The organism is Brucella daejeonensis (assembly GCF_014199265.1).
Taxonomy (GTDB): Bacteria; Pseudomonadota; Alphaproteobacteria; order Rhizobiales; family Rhizobiaceae; genus Brucella; species Brucella daejeonensis.
Map to the genome: position 1 here is coordinate 36,953 of NZ_JACIJG010000013.1, position 14,543 is coordinate 51,495.

Here is a 14,543-nt window from a genome sequence, read left to right on the forward strand (position 1 = left end):
CGGATAGGATGAGGTAAATAACGGCCAAACTCAAGGAAAGAGCGATGAGCCTGACTGACACTATCCGTAACACATTCGTACCGATCCATCGGGAAGGCTATCCGTTCATAGCGGGCTTCTTTGTGGTTTCGCTTATTCTGGGCTGGCTCTGGGACCCGTTGTTCTGGATCGGTCTGGTGCTCACCGTCTGGTGCATCTATTTCTACCGCGATCCCGAGCGCGTGACGCCGATGGATAACGATCTGGTCATCAGCCCGGCGGACGGCAAGGTCTCTTTCGTCGGTCCGGCTGTACCGCCCGCCGAACTGGACCTCGGCTCCGAGCCGCGTATGCGGGTATCGGTGTTCATGAATGTGTTTTCCGTGCACATCAACCGCTCTCCTGTTCGCGGCAAGATCGAGAAGGTCGTGCATCGCCCCGGCAAGTTCCTCAATGCCGAACTGGACAAGGCCAGCACCGAAAACGAGCGCAACAGCGTCCTGATCGAAAGCCCGCACGGGAAGATCGGCACCGTTCAGATTGCCGGTCTGGTGGCGCGCCGCATCGTTTGCTGGTCGAACGAGGACGATGACCTGTCGGTGGGCGAACGGTTCGGCCTTATCCGCTTCGGCTCGCGGGTCGATGTCTATCTCCCCGACGAGGCGAAAGTGCGCGTTGCGGTTGGCCAGACCGCTATTGCCGGTGAAACCGTGCTGGCCGATTACGGCAGCGAGCGCGGCGAGCCTGTGGTGCGGATCAGCTAGGCCGGGCCGATGGAAACGCCTTTTCCGCCTTTCGAGCCCAACGGCCGCGTGGATGCTTCACGCGGCCCGAAGCTTTCGCAGATACCGCTGCGTATCGTCGTTCCCAATGTCATCACGGTTCTCGCGATCTGCGCCGGACTGACCGGCATTCGCCTGGCATTCGAAAACCGTTTCGAACTTGCCGTGTCGATGGTGCTGCTCGCCGCTTTCCTCGACGGTATCGATGGGCGTATCGCCCGCATGATCAAGGGATCGTCGAAATTCGGCGCGCAGATGGATTCTCTCGCCGACATCGTGAATTTCGGCGTGGCGCCTGCCCTTGTGCTTTATGCGTTCATGCTGGATCAGGCGCGATCCTTCGGCTGGATCGCAGCATTGCTTTATGCGATTGCCTGCTGCCTGCGTCTTGCCCGCTTCAATGTCATGCTGGAAGACCCCAACCGGCCCGCATGGCAAAGCAACTATTTCATCGGCGTGCCCGCGCCCGCAGGCGCTATGCTGGTGCTGCTGCCGGTCTATCTGGGGTTTCTTGGCCTCACGCCGACACGGGCGCTCGCTTTCGGCGTGGCGGTCTATACAGTTGCCATCGCCTTCCTGCTGGTAAGCCGCCTGCCGGTCTATAACGGTAAATCCGGCGGAAGCCTCGTGCGGCGCGATTTCGTGATGCCGCTTATCCTCTGCGTGGTGATCTATGTTGCTTTCCTGATGAGCTTTACCTGGCAGACATTGAGCCTCACGGCGCTTGCCTATCTGGCTTTCCTGCCGTTCAGCCTTGCCGCGTGGAACCGCCACGAAGCCGCGGATCGCGAGGCGGCGGAGCAAACGCCATCAGCGCAGGACTGACGGCAGCTTTCCGCGAATGAAATCAATGCGCTCCCGAACCGAAGCTTTCGGCAGGAGCGCAATTTCATATCCGAGCCTGCGATACGTCGCTTCCATCGCCTCGAACGTGCTTACGGCTTCATCGAAATCCTGTTTGCGTTCGGCATCCTGACCGAAAATTTCCCGCCATGGCGGGGCGAGGAAAACCGTTTCGCCATATCGAAACAGACGGGCTGCCTCTTCCATATGAGCAGGCATCGGCAAACGACACAGGGTAAGATAGCCAATGATATCGGGCACGCCCCGGTCGAAAAAGACTGTTCCCGACAGTGCCCGCGCCATTTTGTGCGAGCGCATCTCCCATGACAGCATCAGTTCCGCAAACAGCGCGCGGCTATCCCAAGGCAGGGCCTTTCCGCCAATAGCCGCCTGATCCTGAATAATCGCGCGTCCGGCCTCTACCGTACGCGCATAGCCTTGCTGCTCAAGTGCGTCGATCAGCGTGCTTTTGCCCGATCCGGGCCCGCCGCTGATGACGATGAAACGTTGATGATCGTCGGCCATTTTATCCTCTGGTTGAAAAGAAATTGCCCGGCTGTCGCAGCCGGTTTATCAGTTTTTGGGGGAGTGAAAGCAGAAGGCGCCAAGCCAGCGGGCGTGTCGGGGAGGATGAGCCGCCCCGACCCAGAGCATTTCCAGCAAAAGTGCGAAGCGATTTTGCGTTCGGAAATGCGGCGACCAGACCGGGGGCTTTGCCCTCTCTTCGGAGGAGAACTAAGTGGTTCATTCCCATCCGGTTCACGCTTAGAGCGCGTTTCGATCTGATTGGATCAGATCGGCGCTCTAATCATTTGTTTTTACACGCATCTTATCCGAAAACCGTTTCACACTTTTCGGGATGCGCTCTAGAATAAAGAAAACCCGCACAGGCTGGCAAGCATATGTGCGGGTGTCAATCTTTAGCTAAGCACATGGCGGCTGGAGTTAGCGCTTCAGTCGCCACCCAAATTATAACTATTCCGGGCCGTTTTTTCAATCCGGCATATGATAGTCGAGGAAACGGTTCTGGCGAACGTCGAACAGTTTGCCGGTAACGTCCAGTTCAGGGTCGGCGAGCTTGACGATCTTCTCGGCCACCGATTGCGGTGTGGGCAGGGTTTCCGGGTCTTCGCCGGGCATGGCCTGCGCGCGCATGGCGGTGCGGGTTGCACCTGGATTGACCGAATTGATCTTCAGCTTCATCTGTCTGGTTTCTTCGGCCCAACTGCGCCCCATGACCTCGACCGCCGCCTTCGATGCCGCATAGGGTCCCCAGAAGGCCCGGCATGTATGGGCAACGCCCGATGAAAGCAGGATGGCGCGACCGGCATCCGAAGCACGCAGCAGCGGATCGGTTGAGCGAATGAGACGCCACACACTGGTGACATTGACGTTCATGACCTTCTCGAAGGTCTTCGCCTCGACATGGCCGATGGGCGAAATGGTACCCAGAATGCCCGCATTGGCGACCATGATATCCAGCTTGCCCCAGCGCTCATGGATGGAGCCGCCCAGACGGTCGACTGCTTCCATATCGGTAATATCGAGCGGAACCAGGGTCGCGCTGCCGCCGAGCTCGCGGATGTTGTCGTCCAGTTCTTCCAGACCGCCGACCGTGCGCGCAACCGCGATCACATGCGCACCGCGTTTTGCCAGTTCAAGCGAAAGAAAATAGCCGATGCCGCGCGATGCGCCCGTTACCAGCGCGATGCGGCCCGTAAGGTCGATACTCATCTAGTCCCCATAATTCTGCGTGCAATAACATGAAACAGGCGGCCCGAAAGCCGCCTGCGTGAAAGATCGGTCGATCAACCGTTGCTGGCAAGCAACGATAGCGTATGCACGTTGCTCTCGCCTTCCTGATCGATCAGACGGGTTGGATATTCGCCGGTGAAGTAGTGATCGGTGAAGGCGGGCGCCTTCGGATCGCGTGGCTTTCCGCCAACGGCCTTGTAAAGCCCGTCAAGGGAAAGGAAGGCCAGCGAATCCGCGCCGATATAACGGCACATGGATTCCAGATTTTCATGCTGGTTTGCCAGGAGCTTGTCGGCATGGGGGGTGTCGATGCCGTAGAAGTCCGGGTGGTAGATCATCGGGCTTGCCACGCGGACATGCACTTCTTTCGCACCCGCATCGCGGATCATCTGAACGATCTTGACCGAGGTGGTGCCGCGCACGATGGAATCGTCCACCAGAACGACGCGTTTGCCTTCGATCATGGCGCGGTTGGCCGAATGTTTGAGCTTCACGCCGAGCGCGCGAATCTGCTGCGTCGGTTCGATGAAGGTGCGGCCCACATAATGATTGCGGATAATGCCATATTCGAACGGAATGCCGCTCGCCTGCGCGAAACCAAGGGCGGCAGGTGTGCCGCCATCGGGGACTGGCACGACCACATCGGCCTCGACGCCCGCTTCGGCGGCGAGATTCATGCCCATGTTCTTGCGCGCCACATAGACGCTACGCCCGCCCACAACCGAATCCGGGCGGGCGAAATAGACATACTCGAACAGGCAGAGGCGTTCCGGCCGCGGATTTTCCGGCTTGATCGATTCGGTGGTGATGGAGCCGTCCTTCTGGATCTCACAGATCACCACTTCGCCGTTTTCGACGTCGCGGATATATTTTGCGCCGATAATGTCGAGCGCGCAGGTTTCCGAACAGAAGATCGGCTTGCCGTCCAGTTCGCCCATGACGAGCGGGCGAATGCCGATGGCGTCGCGCGCGGCGATCAGCTTGGTGCGCGTCAGCGCCAGCATGGCGTAGCCGCCCTCGACCTGGCGGATGGCCTCGACGAAACGGTCGGTGGAGGATGAATGCCGCGAACGGGCGATCATGTGCAGGACCACTTCCGTATCGGAAGTAGCCTGGAAGATCGCGCCGGACGCGATGAGCTGCTTGCGCAGCGTAATGCCGTTGGTGAAGTTGCCGTTATGGGCAATGGCGATGCCACCGACTTCCAGTTCCGCGAAAAGCGGCTGCACATTGCGCAGGATCGTTTCGCCTGTCGTGGAATAGCGCACATGGCCGATGGCCCGGTCGCCCGGCAGGCGGTTCAGCGTGGCGGCATCGGTGAAGTGGTCGCCGACGAGGCCCATATGGCGCTCGGAATGGAAACGGCGGTTGTGATAGGAAACGATACCGGCGGCTTCCTGCCCGCGATGCTGGAGGGCGTGCAGGCCAAGCGCTGTCAGCGCAGCTGCGTCTTCATGGCCAAGAATGCCAAATACACCGCACTCTTCATGCAGGGTGTCTTCGTCCAGCATAAAGGAGGCATTTTCAGAAGAATGGCTGGTCATTGCCACAAGGCCTTTCGATTGCAGAGGCAACTAAAGCGCCTCTCTATCACAAGATGGCTTTTGGTTAAAAGCGGAGAGTTAGCCACTGCGTCGATATCGTCTCCCTGACGGCAGTATCGCACGGTACGAGCAAATAATCCCGCAAATTCCCGCCTCAAATATGATCGTGACGCCCAAATGACAATGTCTGGGCGCCATTTTGTTTGTTTTGCATTGTCCGGCTTTGCGGAGCATCCGTGGAATCGGAAAAGCCGCCAGCGGAGCTGACGGCTTTTCGACATTCGAAAACTGCTTACTGCTGTGCAGGCGTATCGTCCGGCACCGGCGCCTCTTCCGGCTCGCCGGAAGCTGGAGCATTCTGCTGCGGCTTGAATTTGTCGATCATCTGGTCCGGGTTGGCGGGCAGAAGTTCGATGAGCTGCTGGCCGAAGGAATCGAGCATCGGCTTGGATTTTGCGTTCGTTACCCAGGCTGGCTGGTTGGTCGGAACAAGCCAGTTGAAGAAGAGCATCGCAACGACTACGAGAAGCACACCGCGCACCCCGCCGAACAGGAAGCCGAGCGTGCGGTCGAGAGCGCCGATACGGCTGTCGATAATGAAGTCGGCGATCTTCATGGTGATCAGCGAAACGACGATCAGCACGACAAGGAAGACAGCGCCGGCGGCGGCAATCTTCGCAATGGTTTCATTGTTGATATAGGGCTGCACAAAAGGCAGCACGGGCTGGTAAAAGAGATAGGCGGCGGCTGCTGCCGCTGCCCAGGATACCAGCGACAGCACTTCGCGGGAGAAGCCGCGAACCATCGCAAGAACGGCCGAAACCAGCGTTATTCCAAGTAGAATTCCATCAAGCAGAGTGATCGGCATTCTGGCCTGTCCTCAATTATTCTTGCGGCCGGACCATTCCCGTGCCGCAGGGCAGTCAAAGATGCTGGAGCGTAACACCGGAAAGTTGACAGAATCTTCCGGTTCTCGATCCGCGATAATTAGTTTTTTCCGGTGCCGGAGGCCGCGATGCGCGCAACGAGATCCGGCAGCGCCGAAGTTTCCATCAGGCGGAAACTGCGATCTTTCCAAAGCTCGCCGCTACCGCCAGGGACTTCGGCCTGCCGGAAACCGAGCTTTTCGGCCTCTTTTAGCCTCTGTACGGCATGTGTAACAGCACGAACCGCACCGGAAAGACTGATTTCGCCGAAATAAACGCAATCGGGCGGAAGGGCAATACCGGCCATGGAGGAAACGAGCGCGGCAGCCACGGCAATATCGGCCGCAGGCTCGCTGATACGATAACCGCCCGCGACATTGAGATAAACGTCATGCTGGCCGAAGCGCACGCCGCAATGTGATTCGAGAACGGCGAGGATCATGGCAAGCCGTCCGCCGTCCCAACCGACCACGGCGCGGCGCGGCGTGCCGAGCGAGGAGGGGGCGACCAGCGCCTGAATTTCCACCAGCACGGGTCTGGTGCCTTCCATACCGGCGAAAACGGCGGCTCCCGGCGCTTTTTCGTTGCGTTCGCCGAGAAACAGTTCGGACGGGTTGGAGACTTCGCGCAAGCCACCGTCCGACATTTCAAACACACCGATCTCATCGGTCGGGCCGAAACGATTCTTTACGGTGCGCAGGATGCGATAGTGATGTCCGCCTTCGCCCTCGAAATAGAGAACGCCGTCGACCATATGCTCAACCACGCGGGGGCCGGCGATCTGGCCTTCCTTGGTGACGTGGCCGACCAGAACCACGGCAGCACCGGTCTGTTTGGCATAGCGGATCAGCGCCTGCGCGGAGGAGCGCACCTGCGTGACCGTGCCGGGCGCGGAATCGGCCATATCGGTCCACAAGGTCTGGATCGAATCGATAATGACCAGATCGGGCCGTTTGCCGTCGGAAATCGTGGCGATGATGTCTTCGACATTGGTTTCGGCGGCAAGTTCCACCGCCGACGACGCTACACCGAGCCGTTGTGCCCTTAGACGTATCTGCGCAACCGCTTCTTCGCCCGACACATAGACGATGCGATGGCCGCGATTGGCGAGCGCGGCGGCTGCCTGCGTCAGAAGCGTGGATTTGCCGATGCCCGGATCGCCGCCGATCAAAAGCGCCGAACCGCGTACAAAACCGCCGCCCGTCACGCGGTCGAGTTCGCTGATGCCCGAAATGATGCGCGGCGCATCCTCGATCTCGCCGGAAAGCGAGGTCAGCGCCACGGCGCGGCCCTTGCGCTTCGACAGCATTGCGCCGGGGCCGGAACCGATACCGCTATTGGTGCCTTCCTCGACAAGTGTGTTCCACTCGCCGCACGAGTCGCATTTACCCGCCCAGCGCGAATGCACCGAGCCGCAATTCTGGCAGATGAACTGCACGCGCGCCTTGGCCATCAGGCGCGTCCACCGTCAAAGAAAATCTTATTCATATTGATCCGGGAGATAGGAACCCTCGGCCAGATCTGCAAACCGCGTGAATTCGGACTGGAAGGCGAGCTTCACTGTGCCGGTCGGTCCGTGACGCTGCTTGGCGATGATTACGTCCGCCGTGCCACGCACCTTCTCGAAATGTTGCTTCCATTCCTCGTATTTCGGATCGAATTCGTCGCGCGGTTCGAGGTTCTTGACGTAATATTCCTCGCGGAACACGAACAGCACCACGTCGGCGTCCTGCTCGATGGAACCAGATTCGCGAAGGTCGGAGAGCTGCGGACGCTTGTCGTCGCGGCTTTCCACCTGACGCGAAAGCTGTGAGAGCGCAATGATGGGAACGTTGAGTTCCTTGCCCAATGCTTTCAGGCCGGTGGTGATTTCGGTGATTTCCTGCACGCGGTTCTGCGCCGAGGCCTTTGATGAGCCGGTCATGAGCTGCACGTAGTCGATGACGAGGACGTCAAGGCCGCGCTGGCGCTTGAGACGACGCGCGCGGGCAGCAAGCTGGGCAATGGAAATACCACCGGTCTGGTCGATGAACAGCGGAATTTTCTGCATGACCTGCGAGCAGGCGACCAGCTTTTCAAAATCGGTTTCGGTGATATCGCCGCGGCGGATTTTCGACGACGACACTTCCGTTTGCTCGGAAATGATACGGGTGGCGAGCTGTTCGGCCGACATTTCGAGCGAGAAGAAGCCGACCACGCCGCCATTCTTGGCTTTCACCGTGCCATCGGCCTGCTGTTCGCCCTCGTAGGAATTGGCGATATTGAAGGCGATATTGGTCGCAAGCGAAGTCTTGCCCATGCCCGGACGACCGGCGAGGATGATCAAGTCGGAAGGCTGCAAGCCGCCCATCTTGCCGTCGAGCGTGTGAATGCCGGTGGAAATGCCGGAAAGATGCCCGTCGCGCATGAAGGCGGCATTGGCCATGTCCACGGCGGTTGTCACCGCATCCTTGAACGGCTGGAAACCGCCGTCATAGCGGCCCGTTTCCGCCAGTTCGAACAGGCGGCGCTCGGCATCCTCGATCTGTTCCTGCGGAGCATTATCGACCGGCGCGTCATAGGCGACATTGACCATGTCCTCGCCAATGCCGATCAGCGCGCGACGTGTCGCGAGGTCATAGATGGCCCGACCGTAATCCTCTGCATTGATGATGGTCACGGCCTCGGTGGCCAGGCGGGTCACATATTGGAAGATCGTGAGATCGCCGACCTTTCCTTCGGTCGGCAGGAAGGTCTTCATCGTGACCGGGTTGGCCATCTTGCCGACGCGGATGAGATCGGTGGTGATTTCGTAGATGCGCCGATGCAGCGGCTCGAAGAAATGGGTCGGCTTCAGGAAGTCCGATACCCGGTAAAAAGCATCGTTATTGATCAGAATAGCGCCGAGCAGCGCCTGTTCCGCTTCGATATTGTGGGGTGCTTCGCGATAGAGCGCGTCTTTCTGCTCCCGCGCATCGTCGAGTTTGCGTATCGCCGCTTCCGCCATGATTCTCTTTTCCGTTCCTGATGCAACCAGCTAGCCGCTAAACGAAACCAAACGCAACGCGGCTTCGGCTGATTCCTGCTGGAAGCAACAAGCTATACCATGATTCACAGCGATCCACAGGCAGGGATCGTTCTCCTCCCCTTGGAACTTGACGCAGATTTAAAGAATATTGCGGTCGTCAATGGGCTATTAGCCGTTCAAGTCTTTCGGAGACCAAGCCGATTCTTCATTCTCAAACCGTCACGCATGTTGAGTCCAAGAAGAGTGATATTTACGGCTCCCGATGCGAGTTCGAGTGCCTGCACTGCATAAAAAACAACATCGAACTCGGCAATTCTGGCTTTGGAAGAGAGAAAAAGTGCGGCGGGGATGAGTATGAGCAGACCATTGGCCGCGATCAGTGGCATTCGCCTGATCTTTGTATCGACCAGTCCAGTGCGGCCCTTCGCCAGGGTAAACCCTGTCGCGCCTGTGAGCGCCAGGACCGGGACAAGCAGGAGAAAACCCCAGGGGATGGATGTCTTGACCGCGATGATTGCCGCTTTGGAACCGAACAATTCGCTTGAGACAGTCGAGAGCCAGAACGTAATGATTGTGAGGAGCGTGAGTGCACCTGCAAACGGATGGAGATTTCTAATCATGTTTGGCTGCCTATTATGACATCATATTGTCGATCCGGTATGATACCAATATAATAATTGACATCATTATGTCAATATAGCTCTATGGTGACATATGAATGAAGCGCAGCGAACGAAGGGTGCGGACGCCCTGACCGAAATTATTCTGACTCTCTTCCGGGTCAACAATCTGACGATAAACTGGGGGGATAAGCTTGTTGCGCCACTGGGGCTCACAAGCGCGCGCTGGCAGGTTCTGGGAAGCATTGTTGCCGCGGAGCGTCCGCAGCCGGTCGCTTGGCTTGCACGTGACCTGGGCGCCAATCGCCAGAATGTCCAGCGCATCGTCAATGATCTGCATAAGGAAGGATTTGTGGCTTTCCAGCCCAATCCGCATCATCGGCGGGCGCAACTGGTTGTGTTGACCGATAAAGGTAGACAGACATTCGATACCGCGATCAGGTTTTATAATCCCAGGGTTAATACGCTCGCGGACGGTTTTTCAGCCGAAGATTTGGAAATCGTCAATCGGGTGCTGACAGTCTTGCGGAGCAGGCTGGAAGGAGAGGAAGAAACCGAAAAGGGCAACTGATCTGCCTATAGGTGTGAATCGCACTCGATTGCTACCTGCAAATGAAAAGGCCGTAGGATGCTCGGCCTTTTCTGATTCAAGACGGTCGTCAGGCGTTCATGCTCTTTTTCACCGGCCTTGGCTCGCTATTGGCTCCTTTCGGTGCGCTATCGAGGCGCCTGAGGCGCTTTTCCTCCGCCTCGATATAGTTGCGCGTCAGCGGAACGGCGTCCTGCCTGTGCGTGATCTGGATGTGGAACACCATCATGTTCTGCCAGCGAAATGCGCTTTCGGAAGCGGCGAGATAGAACTCCCACATGCGGCAGAAACGCTCGTCATAGAGTGCCTTCGCCTTGTCGCGATTTGCCAGGAAGGCATACCGCCATTCCTTGAGCGTTTCGGCATAATGAAGCCGCAAGATCTCGACGTCGGTGACATAGAGTCCGGCTTTTTCGATATGCGGCAGCACTTCCGACAGGGCCGGGATATAGCCGCCGGGGAAGATATATTTGCGGATGAACGGGTTGGTCGCACCGGGACCGTCGGCGCGCCCGATGGCATGTAACAGGAACACGCCGTCGGGCTTCATCAACCGCGCCACATGCTGGAAATATTCGGCAAAATGGCCAACGCCCACATGCTCGAACATGCCGACCGAGACAAGCCGGTCGAATTTGTCATCGATGTTGCGATAGTCGGTCAACTGGAATTTCGCCCGGTCGGCGAGCCCCTGGTCGGCGGCGCGCTGGTTGGCGATGCCATGCTGTTCTTCCGACAGTGTCACGCCCGTGACACTGGCTTTGAGATAGCGCGCGAGATAAAGCCCCATGCCGCCCCAGCCGCAGCCGATATCCAGCACCTTGTCGCCTTCCCTGACCAGCATCTTCGCCGCTATGTGGCGCTTCTTGGCAAGCTGTGCCTCGGCCAGTGTCGCATTGGGCGGATCGAAATAGGCACAGGAATACTGCTTGTCCGGGTCGAGAAACAGATCGTACAGCTCGCCGGAAAGGTCGTAATGGCTTTTGATATTGCTGGATGAGCGGGTAATCGTGTTCATTTGCTGGAAGCGGCGGAACAGAATGCGCAGCTTGCTGACGGCCTTCATCCAGGGTTCGGTCGCCGCCGTCGGTCCCGTATTCTCGAAAACCATCTGAAGCAGCATGTAGATATCGCCTTCCAGGAAGTCGACTTCGCCGTCCATGAAACATTCGGCGAGCTTCAGTTCCGGGTCGAACGCAACGGCGCGCTCCGCATGTCTTGTCTTGAACTGCACATGAACCGGCGCACCGGTCTTGTCGCCATATCGAAAACGCGAACCTTCGGAATCTGTGACCATCAGATCACCGACTTTGATCATATGCGAAAGAACGGTACGCAACATTCCATACATCGGCCCCATCTCCCTTTCCGGGATCGAAGCAGGCGCACGTCAATGCGTTTGCAGGGCAGGCGGCGGAATAGATCGTCCAAACCGCTCTGTCATCAGATTTTCAGGCAATATTCCCTTCGGTCTACCGGCCTCGGGAGTAATGCCCAAGCAACGCGGACGTCTCCGTCAGCACCTCTCCAATCCAATACTGATAAACAGAATAGGGAGTTTTCTCGATCTGAAAAGAGAAAATGCCCGGCGAAGGTCGCCGGGCACGATCATATAAAGTTTACCACCATGGGAAAGCGTGCCGTTCGGCATGGCATCCCGGCGGAGAACAGGCGGCTAATCAAGCCTCGGCTTCTGCTTCGTCCTCTTCGTCGAAGACTTCTTCCGACAGAGGCTGTTCTTCGATGCCATAGATGGCCTCGATCGAGGTCAGGTCTTCGCCCTTTGCCTGGCGTTCGGCTTCTTCGGTCGAACGGGCGATATTGACGGTCACCTTGACCTGGACTTCCGGGTGCAGCGAAATTTCAACTTCGTGCAGGCCGATGGTCTTGATCGGGTGCTTCAGTTCAACCTGATTGCGGTGCAGGGTGAAGCCGTCCGAGGTGATGATTTCCGCGATATCGCGGGTCGAGACGGAGCCGTAGAGCTGGCCGGTTTCACCTGCCGAACGCACGACGATGAAGCTTTCGCCATTGAGCTTGTCGGCAACGGCCTGGGCTTCGTTCTTGCGTTCCAGGTTCTGGGCTTCGAGCTGGGCGCGCTGGCCTTCGAACTTCTTCTTGTTGGCTTCATTGGCACGAAGAGCCTTGCCCTGCGGGAGCAGGAAGTTACGGGCATAGCCGTCCTTGACCTTGACGATTTCGCCCATCTGGCCGAGGCGGCCGATGCGTTCCAGAAGAATGACGTCCATTGGGGTTTCCTTTCGAGTTTCCGATTGGGTTACTGATTGTCGGCGCCCGGTATTTTCGAGACTGGCGCACCGCGCGAAGTATCGAAAAGTCCGAGAACCATGACGATGAAAAGCAGGAATGCGAACAGAACGATCGCAACATAGGCAAGCCATAGCGCTACCGGGCGCCACACCTTGCCGCGCGTGCGGAAATGCATGATGGCGAGGCCCGCCATCGCAAAGCCGGCGCTGAGCACACCTGCAACGACGGTCGCGACCAGACCGATGCCGCCGGGCAGGAAAGCCGCCGCCAGAGCGACAGCGAAGACGATGAGGGCGGGGCGCGGCATACGAAGCGTCGCGGGCCAGTCGTCACGGGGGCGGCGCACACGGCCCGAGATCGAAATCAGGCGCTGCGCCAGATAGAGGTTGCCCACGAGAACGGCAAGGCACATCGCAGGCTGGATTGCCGGAAGGGCAATCATAAGCAGCGCCGTTACATTGTCACGTATATCGTCGCCGGCCGTAAACTGGGGATCGGCTTCCGCCACGCGATCGATGATCGTGTTGGCAAGCTCCCGGGCCATGTCCGGGCCGAAGCCAAGGATCGCGCCGATAATGACGAAGCTGATCGCCACCATGAGAGCGAGCCGGAACACGATGTCCGAAAGCGGATACCAGACCAATATGCCCTTCGGTCCGCCGAGTTCTTCGGCAGGACGCGCAAGACCGGAAAGATAGGCGCCCGTTGCAGCCGGAATAAAGCTGGTCAGCGCCATGAGAAGCGCCACCATCGGGCTGGCGGCAGCGCCCATCGCAATCGTGGCTGCGGCGGCGGCAACGATACCGGCGCTCGAACCCCAGCCGAGTGCGACAACGAAAATGGGAAGCGGCGTCAGGAAATACAGAACCATCGCCACGCCCGCCATGGCGCCTGTCTGCGCGATGACGCCGGCCGACATCAAGGCCGAGGCAAGCCCCGCCAATATGCCGATACCGATGATGGTTCCATTGAATTTCATGATTTGCGCTGTCCTGCTCCGGCCGTTCCGGTTTGGCAGTTAGAGACGGCCATAAAGGCTTACGTCTCAACTCGGGGTTTTCGATACATCCGCCGCGCCCATCGCAACGGAGCAATCCCAGCAAAAGTTCGCGCAGCGGTTTTGCGTTCGGAATTGCGTGGTGAATAACCGGAGCATTTATAATGCTTCGGAGCAATACGGAAGGCGGTTTCCCGCCTTCCGTAAAAGTCTTACTTCACAACGTAAGGCAGCAGGCCGAGGAAACGGGCGCGCTTGATCGCCTTGGCGAGTTCGCGCTGCTTCTTCTGGCTGACAGCCGTGATACGGGAAGGAACGATCTTGCCGCGTTCGGAAATGTAACGCTGCAGGAGCTTGACGTCCTTGTAGTCGATCTTCGGAGCATTGGCGCCGGAGAACGGGCACGTCTTGCGACGGCGATGGAAAGGACGACGGGTCGGGATCTGATTGATATCAACCATGATTATGCTCCTTCACCAGCTTCGTTGTCACGTGGACGGCGCGGGCCGCGATCACCACGGTCGAAACCGCCTTCACGGCGGCGCGGACGGTCGTCGCCATCGCGATCGCGACGGTCGTCACGGCGCGTCAGCATGGCCGACTGGCCTTCTTCGTGTTCTTCAACGCGAATGGTGAGGAAACGCAGAACGTCTTCGTTGATACGCATCTGGCGTTCCATTTCGGCAACGGCGGCAGCCGGAGCGTCGATGTTCACGAGCGTATAATAAGCCTTGCGATTCTTCTTGATACGGTAGGTCAGGGGACGCAGACCCCAGCTTTCGACCTTGCCGAATTTGCCGCCATTAGCTTCGAGGACACCCTTGAACTGTTCGACGAGAGCGTCGACCTGCTGCTGGGAGATGTCCTGGCGGGCAAGAAGCACATGTTCATAAAGAGCCATTGGCTTTGCCTTTCTTCGTTACATCCTGCCGGGCACCAGCGGCTAAGCCTCTGCGACTTCTCTTGATCCGGCAAAGCGGAGAAGAAAGGACGCGCAAACTTGAGACGGTCGAGAGCGGAGACACGGGAGGCAGAAGCACTTATGACTTCCAACGTTTTCCGCACTAAATAATTAGTCAGGAGAACGGCCCTCCGTTCAGCCCCCAGCTGGTGCCGAGCATTGAACGGGCGGCTATTACGTGTTTTTCCCCCGCTTTGCAAGCTGCAAATGGGTCGAAAACCGGGAAATACTTGACTTTACGGTGCTCGCTGGGGCACACCGCGCCAAAG

The 14,543-nt window shown here is 58.2% G+C and carries 15 protein-coding genes; 3 read left to right on the top strand and 12 right to left on the bottom strand.

Annotation, left to right across the window (positions count from 1 at the left end; translation table 11 throughout):
- Positions 1-17: 17 nt before the first annotated feature.
- Both FHS76_RS16045 and pssA read left to right on the top strand, forming a co-directional pair.
- Positions 18-743 carry a phosphatidylserine decarboxylase gene (locus tag FHS76_RS16045; protein WP_328700513.1) on the top strand — a complete coding sequence of 242 codons (726 nt, stop codon included), beginning with the start codon at positions 18-20 and terminating at the stop codon, positions 741-743.
- A gap of 9 nt (positions 744-752) precedes the next feature.
- Positions 753-1,586, top strand: a complete 834-nt coding sequence (gene pssA, locus FHS76_RS16050; protein WP_183654887.1) for a CDP-diacylglycerol--serine O-phosphatidyltransferase — start codon at positions 753-755, stop codon at positions 1,584-1,586.
- On the opposite strand, the gene FHS76_RS16055 is transcribed toward pssA, so the two are convergent.
- From FHS76_RS16055 to FHS76_RS16085, 7 genes are all read right to left on the bottom strand, one after another.
- On the bottom strand, positions 1,572-2,129 hold the full coding sequence (locus FHS76_RS16055; RefSeq protein ID WP_183654890.1) for an AAA family ATPase: 558 nt from the start codon (positions 2,127-2,129) through the stop codon (positions 1,572-1,574). The genes pssA and FHS76_RS16055 overlap by 15 nt on opposite strands.
- Positions 2,130-2,597: 468 nt before the next feature.
- Positions 2,598-3,338: an SDR family NAD(P)-dependent oxidoreductase gene (locus tag FHS76_RS16060; protein ID WP_183654893.1), complete on the bottom strand. Its 741-nt coding sequence runs from the start codon at positions 3,336-3,338 to the stop codon at positions 2,598-2,600.
- Positions 3,339-3,412: 74 nt separating this feature from the next.
- Positions 3,413-4,903, bottom strand: coding sequence for an amidophosphoribosyltransferase (gene purF, locus FHS76_RS16065; protein WP_183654896.1), 1,491 nt, complete (start codon positions 4,901-4,903; stop codon positions 3,413-3,415).
- 292 nt (positions 4,904-5,195) lie between these two features.
- Entirely contained in the window at positions 5,196-5,771 is a 576-nt protein-coding gene (locus FHS76_RS16070) for a CvpA family protein (protein WP_183654899.1), read from the bottom strand.
- A 119-nt stretch (positions 5,772-5,890) separates the two neighbouring features.
- Complete coding sequence (gene radA, locus FHS76_RS16075) at positions 5,891-7,282, bottom strand: DNA repair protein RadA (protein WP_183654903.1); 1,392 nt, start codon at positions 7,280-7,282, stop codon at positions 5,891-5,893.
- A gap of 27 nt (positions 7,283-7,309) precedes the next feature.
- A complete protein-coding gene (locus tag FHS76_RS16080) occupies positions 7,310-8,815 on the bottom strand; it encodes a replicative DNA helicase (RefSeq protein WP_183654906.1) in 1,506 nt (501 codons plus the stop codon).
- Between the two features lie 197 nt (positions 8,816-9,012).
- The gene (locus tag FHS76_RS16085) at positions 9,013-9,456 is read right to left on the bottom strand and encodes a hypothetical protein (protein ID WP_183654909.1); all 444 of its coding nucleotides are present in this window, start codon (positions 9,454-9,456) and stop codon (positions 9,013-9,015) included.
- Positions 9,457-9,550: 94 nt separating this feature from the next.
- On the opposite strand from FHS76_RS16085, the gene FHS76_RS16090 reads away from it, so the two are divergent.
- The gene (locus tag FHS76_RS16090) at positions 9,551-10,027 is read left to right on the top strand and encodes a MarR family winged helix-turn-helix transcriptional regulator (protein ID WP_183654912.1); all 477 of its coding nucleotides are present in this window, start codon (positions 9,551-9,553) and stop codon (positions 10,025-10,027) included.
- Positions 10,028-10,115: 88 nt separating this feature from the next.
- Here FHS76_RS16090 and FHS76_RS16095 read toward each other — a convergent pair whose 3' ends face one another.
- The 5 genes from FHS76_RS16095 to rpsF all read right to left on the bottom strand — a co-directional run bounded on the left by FHS76_RS16095 (position 10,116) and on the right by rpsF (position 14,214).
- Positions 10,116-11,396 carry an SAM-dependent methyltransferase gene (locus FHS76_RS16095; protein ID WP_183654915.1) on the bottom strand — a complete coding sequence of 427 codons (1,281 nt, stop codon included), beginning with the start codon at positions 11,394-11,396 and terminating at the stop codon, positions 10,116-10,118.
- Between the two features lie 328 nt (positions 11,397-11,724).
- Complete coding sequence (gene rplI, locus FHS76_RS16100) at positions 11,725-12,294, bottom strand: 50S ribosomal protein L9 (RefSeq protein WP_183654918.1); 570 nt, start codon at positions 12,292-12,294, stop codon at positions 11,725-11,727.
- A gap of 29 nt (positions 12,295-12,323) precedes the next feature.
- On the bottom strand, positions 12,324-13,295 hold the full coding sequence (locus FHS76_RS16105) for a DUF2232 domain-containing protein (RefSeq protein WP_183654921.1): 972 nt from the start codon (positions 13,293-13,295) through the stop codon (positions 12,324-12,326).
- 230 nt (positions 13,296-13,525) lie between these two features.
- A complete protein-coding gene (gene rpsR, locus FHS76_RS16110) occupies positions 13,526-13,774 on the bottom strand; it encodes a 30S ribosomal protein S18 (RefSeq protein ID WP_002963610.1) in 249 nt (82 codons plus the stop codon).
- A gap of 2 nt (positions 13,775-13,776) precedes the next feature.
- Entirely contained in the window at positions 13,777-14,214 is a 438-nt protein-coding gene (rpsF, locus tag FHS76_RS16115; RefSeq protein ID WP_183654924.1) for a 30S ribosomal protein S6, read from the bottom strand.
- Between the last annotated feature and the right edge of the window lie 329 nt (positions 14,215-14,543).

What these genes read in the sequence shown, in the direction of transcription:
- pssA (WP_183654887.1), top strand. Translation starts at nt 753, where the DNA reads ATGGAAACGCCTTTTCCGCCTTTCGAGCCCAACGGCCGCGTGGATGCT.
- FHS76_RS16055 (WP_183654890.1), bottom strand. Translation starts at nt 2,129, where the DNA reads ATGGCCGACGATCATCAACGTTTCATCGTCATCAGCGGCGGGCCCGGA.
- FHS76_RS16060 (WP_183654893.1), bottom strand. Translation starts at nt 3,338, where the DNA reads ATGAGTATCGACCTTACGGGCCGCATCGCGCTGGTAACGGGCGCATCG.
- purF (WP_183654896.1), bottom strand. Translation starts at nt 4,903, where the DNA reads ATGACCAGCCATTCTTCTGAAAATGCCTCCTTTATGCTGGACGAAGAC.
- FHS76_RS16070 (WP_183654899.1), bottom strand. Translation starts at nt 5,771, where the DNA reads ATGCCGATCACTCTGCTTGATGGAATTCTACTTGGAATAACGCTGGTT.
- radA (WP_183654903.1), bottom strand. Translation starts at nt 7,282, where the DNA reads ATGGCCAAGGCGCGCGTGCAGTTCATCTGCCAGAATTGCGGCTCGGTG.
- FHS76_RS16080 (WP_183654906.1), bottom strand. Translation starts at nt 8,815, where the DNA reads ATGGCGGAAGCGGCGATACGCAAACTCGACGATGCGCGGGAGCAGAAA.
- FHS76_RS16085 (WP_183654909.1), bottom strand. Translation starts at nt 9,456, where the DNA reads ATGATTAGAAATCTCCATCCGTTTGCAGGTGCACTCACGCTCCTCACA.
- FHS76_RS16090 (WP_183654912.1), top strand. Translation starts at nt 9,551, where the DNA reads ATGAATGAAGCGCAGCGAACGAAGGGTGCGGACGCCCTGACCGAAATT.
- FHS76_RS16095 (WP_183654915.1), bottom strand. Translation starts at nt 11,396, where the DNA reads ATGTATGGAATGTTGCGTACCGTTCTTTCGCATATGATCAAAGTCGGT.
- rplI (WP_183654918.1), bottom strand. Translation starts at nt 12,294, where the DNA reads ATGGACGTCATTCTTCTGGAACGCATCGGCCGCCTCGGCCAGATGGGC.
- FHS76_RS16105 (WP_183654921.1), bottom strand. Translation starts at nt 13,295, where the DNA reads ATGAAATTCAATGGAACCATCATCGGTATCGGCATATTGGCGGGGCTT.
- rpsR (WP_002963610.1), bottom strand. Translation starts at nt 13,774, where the DNA reads ATGGTTGATATCAATCAGATCCCGACCCGTCGTCCTTTCCATCGCCGT.
- rpsF (WP_183654924.1), bottom strand. Translation starts at nt 14,214, where the DNA reads ATGGCTCTTTATGAACATGTGCTTCTTGCCCGCCAGGACATCTCCCAG.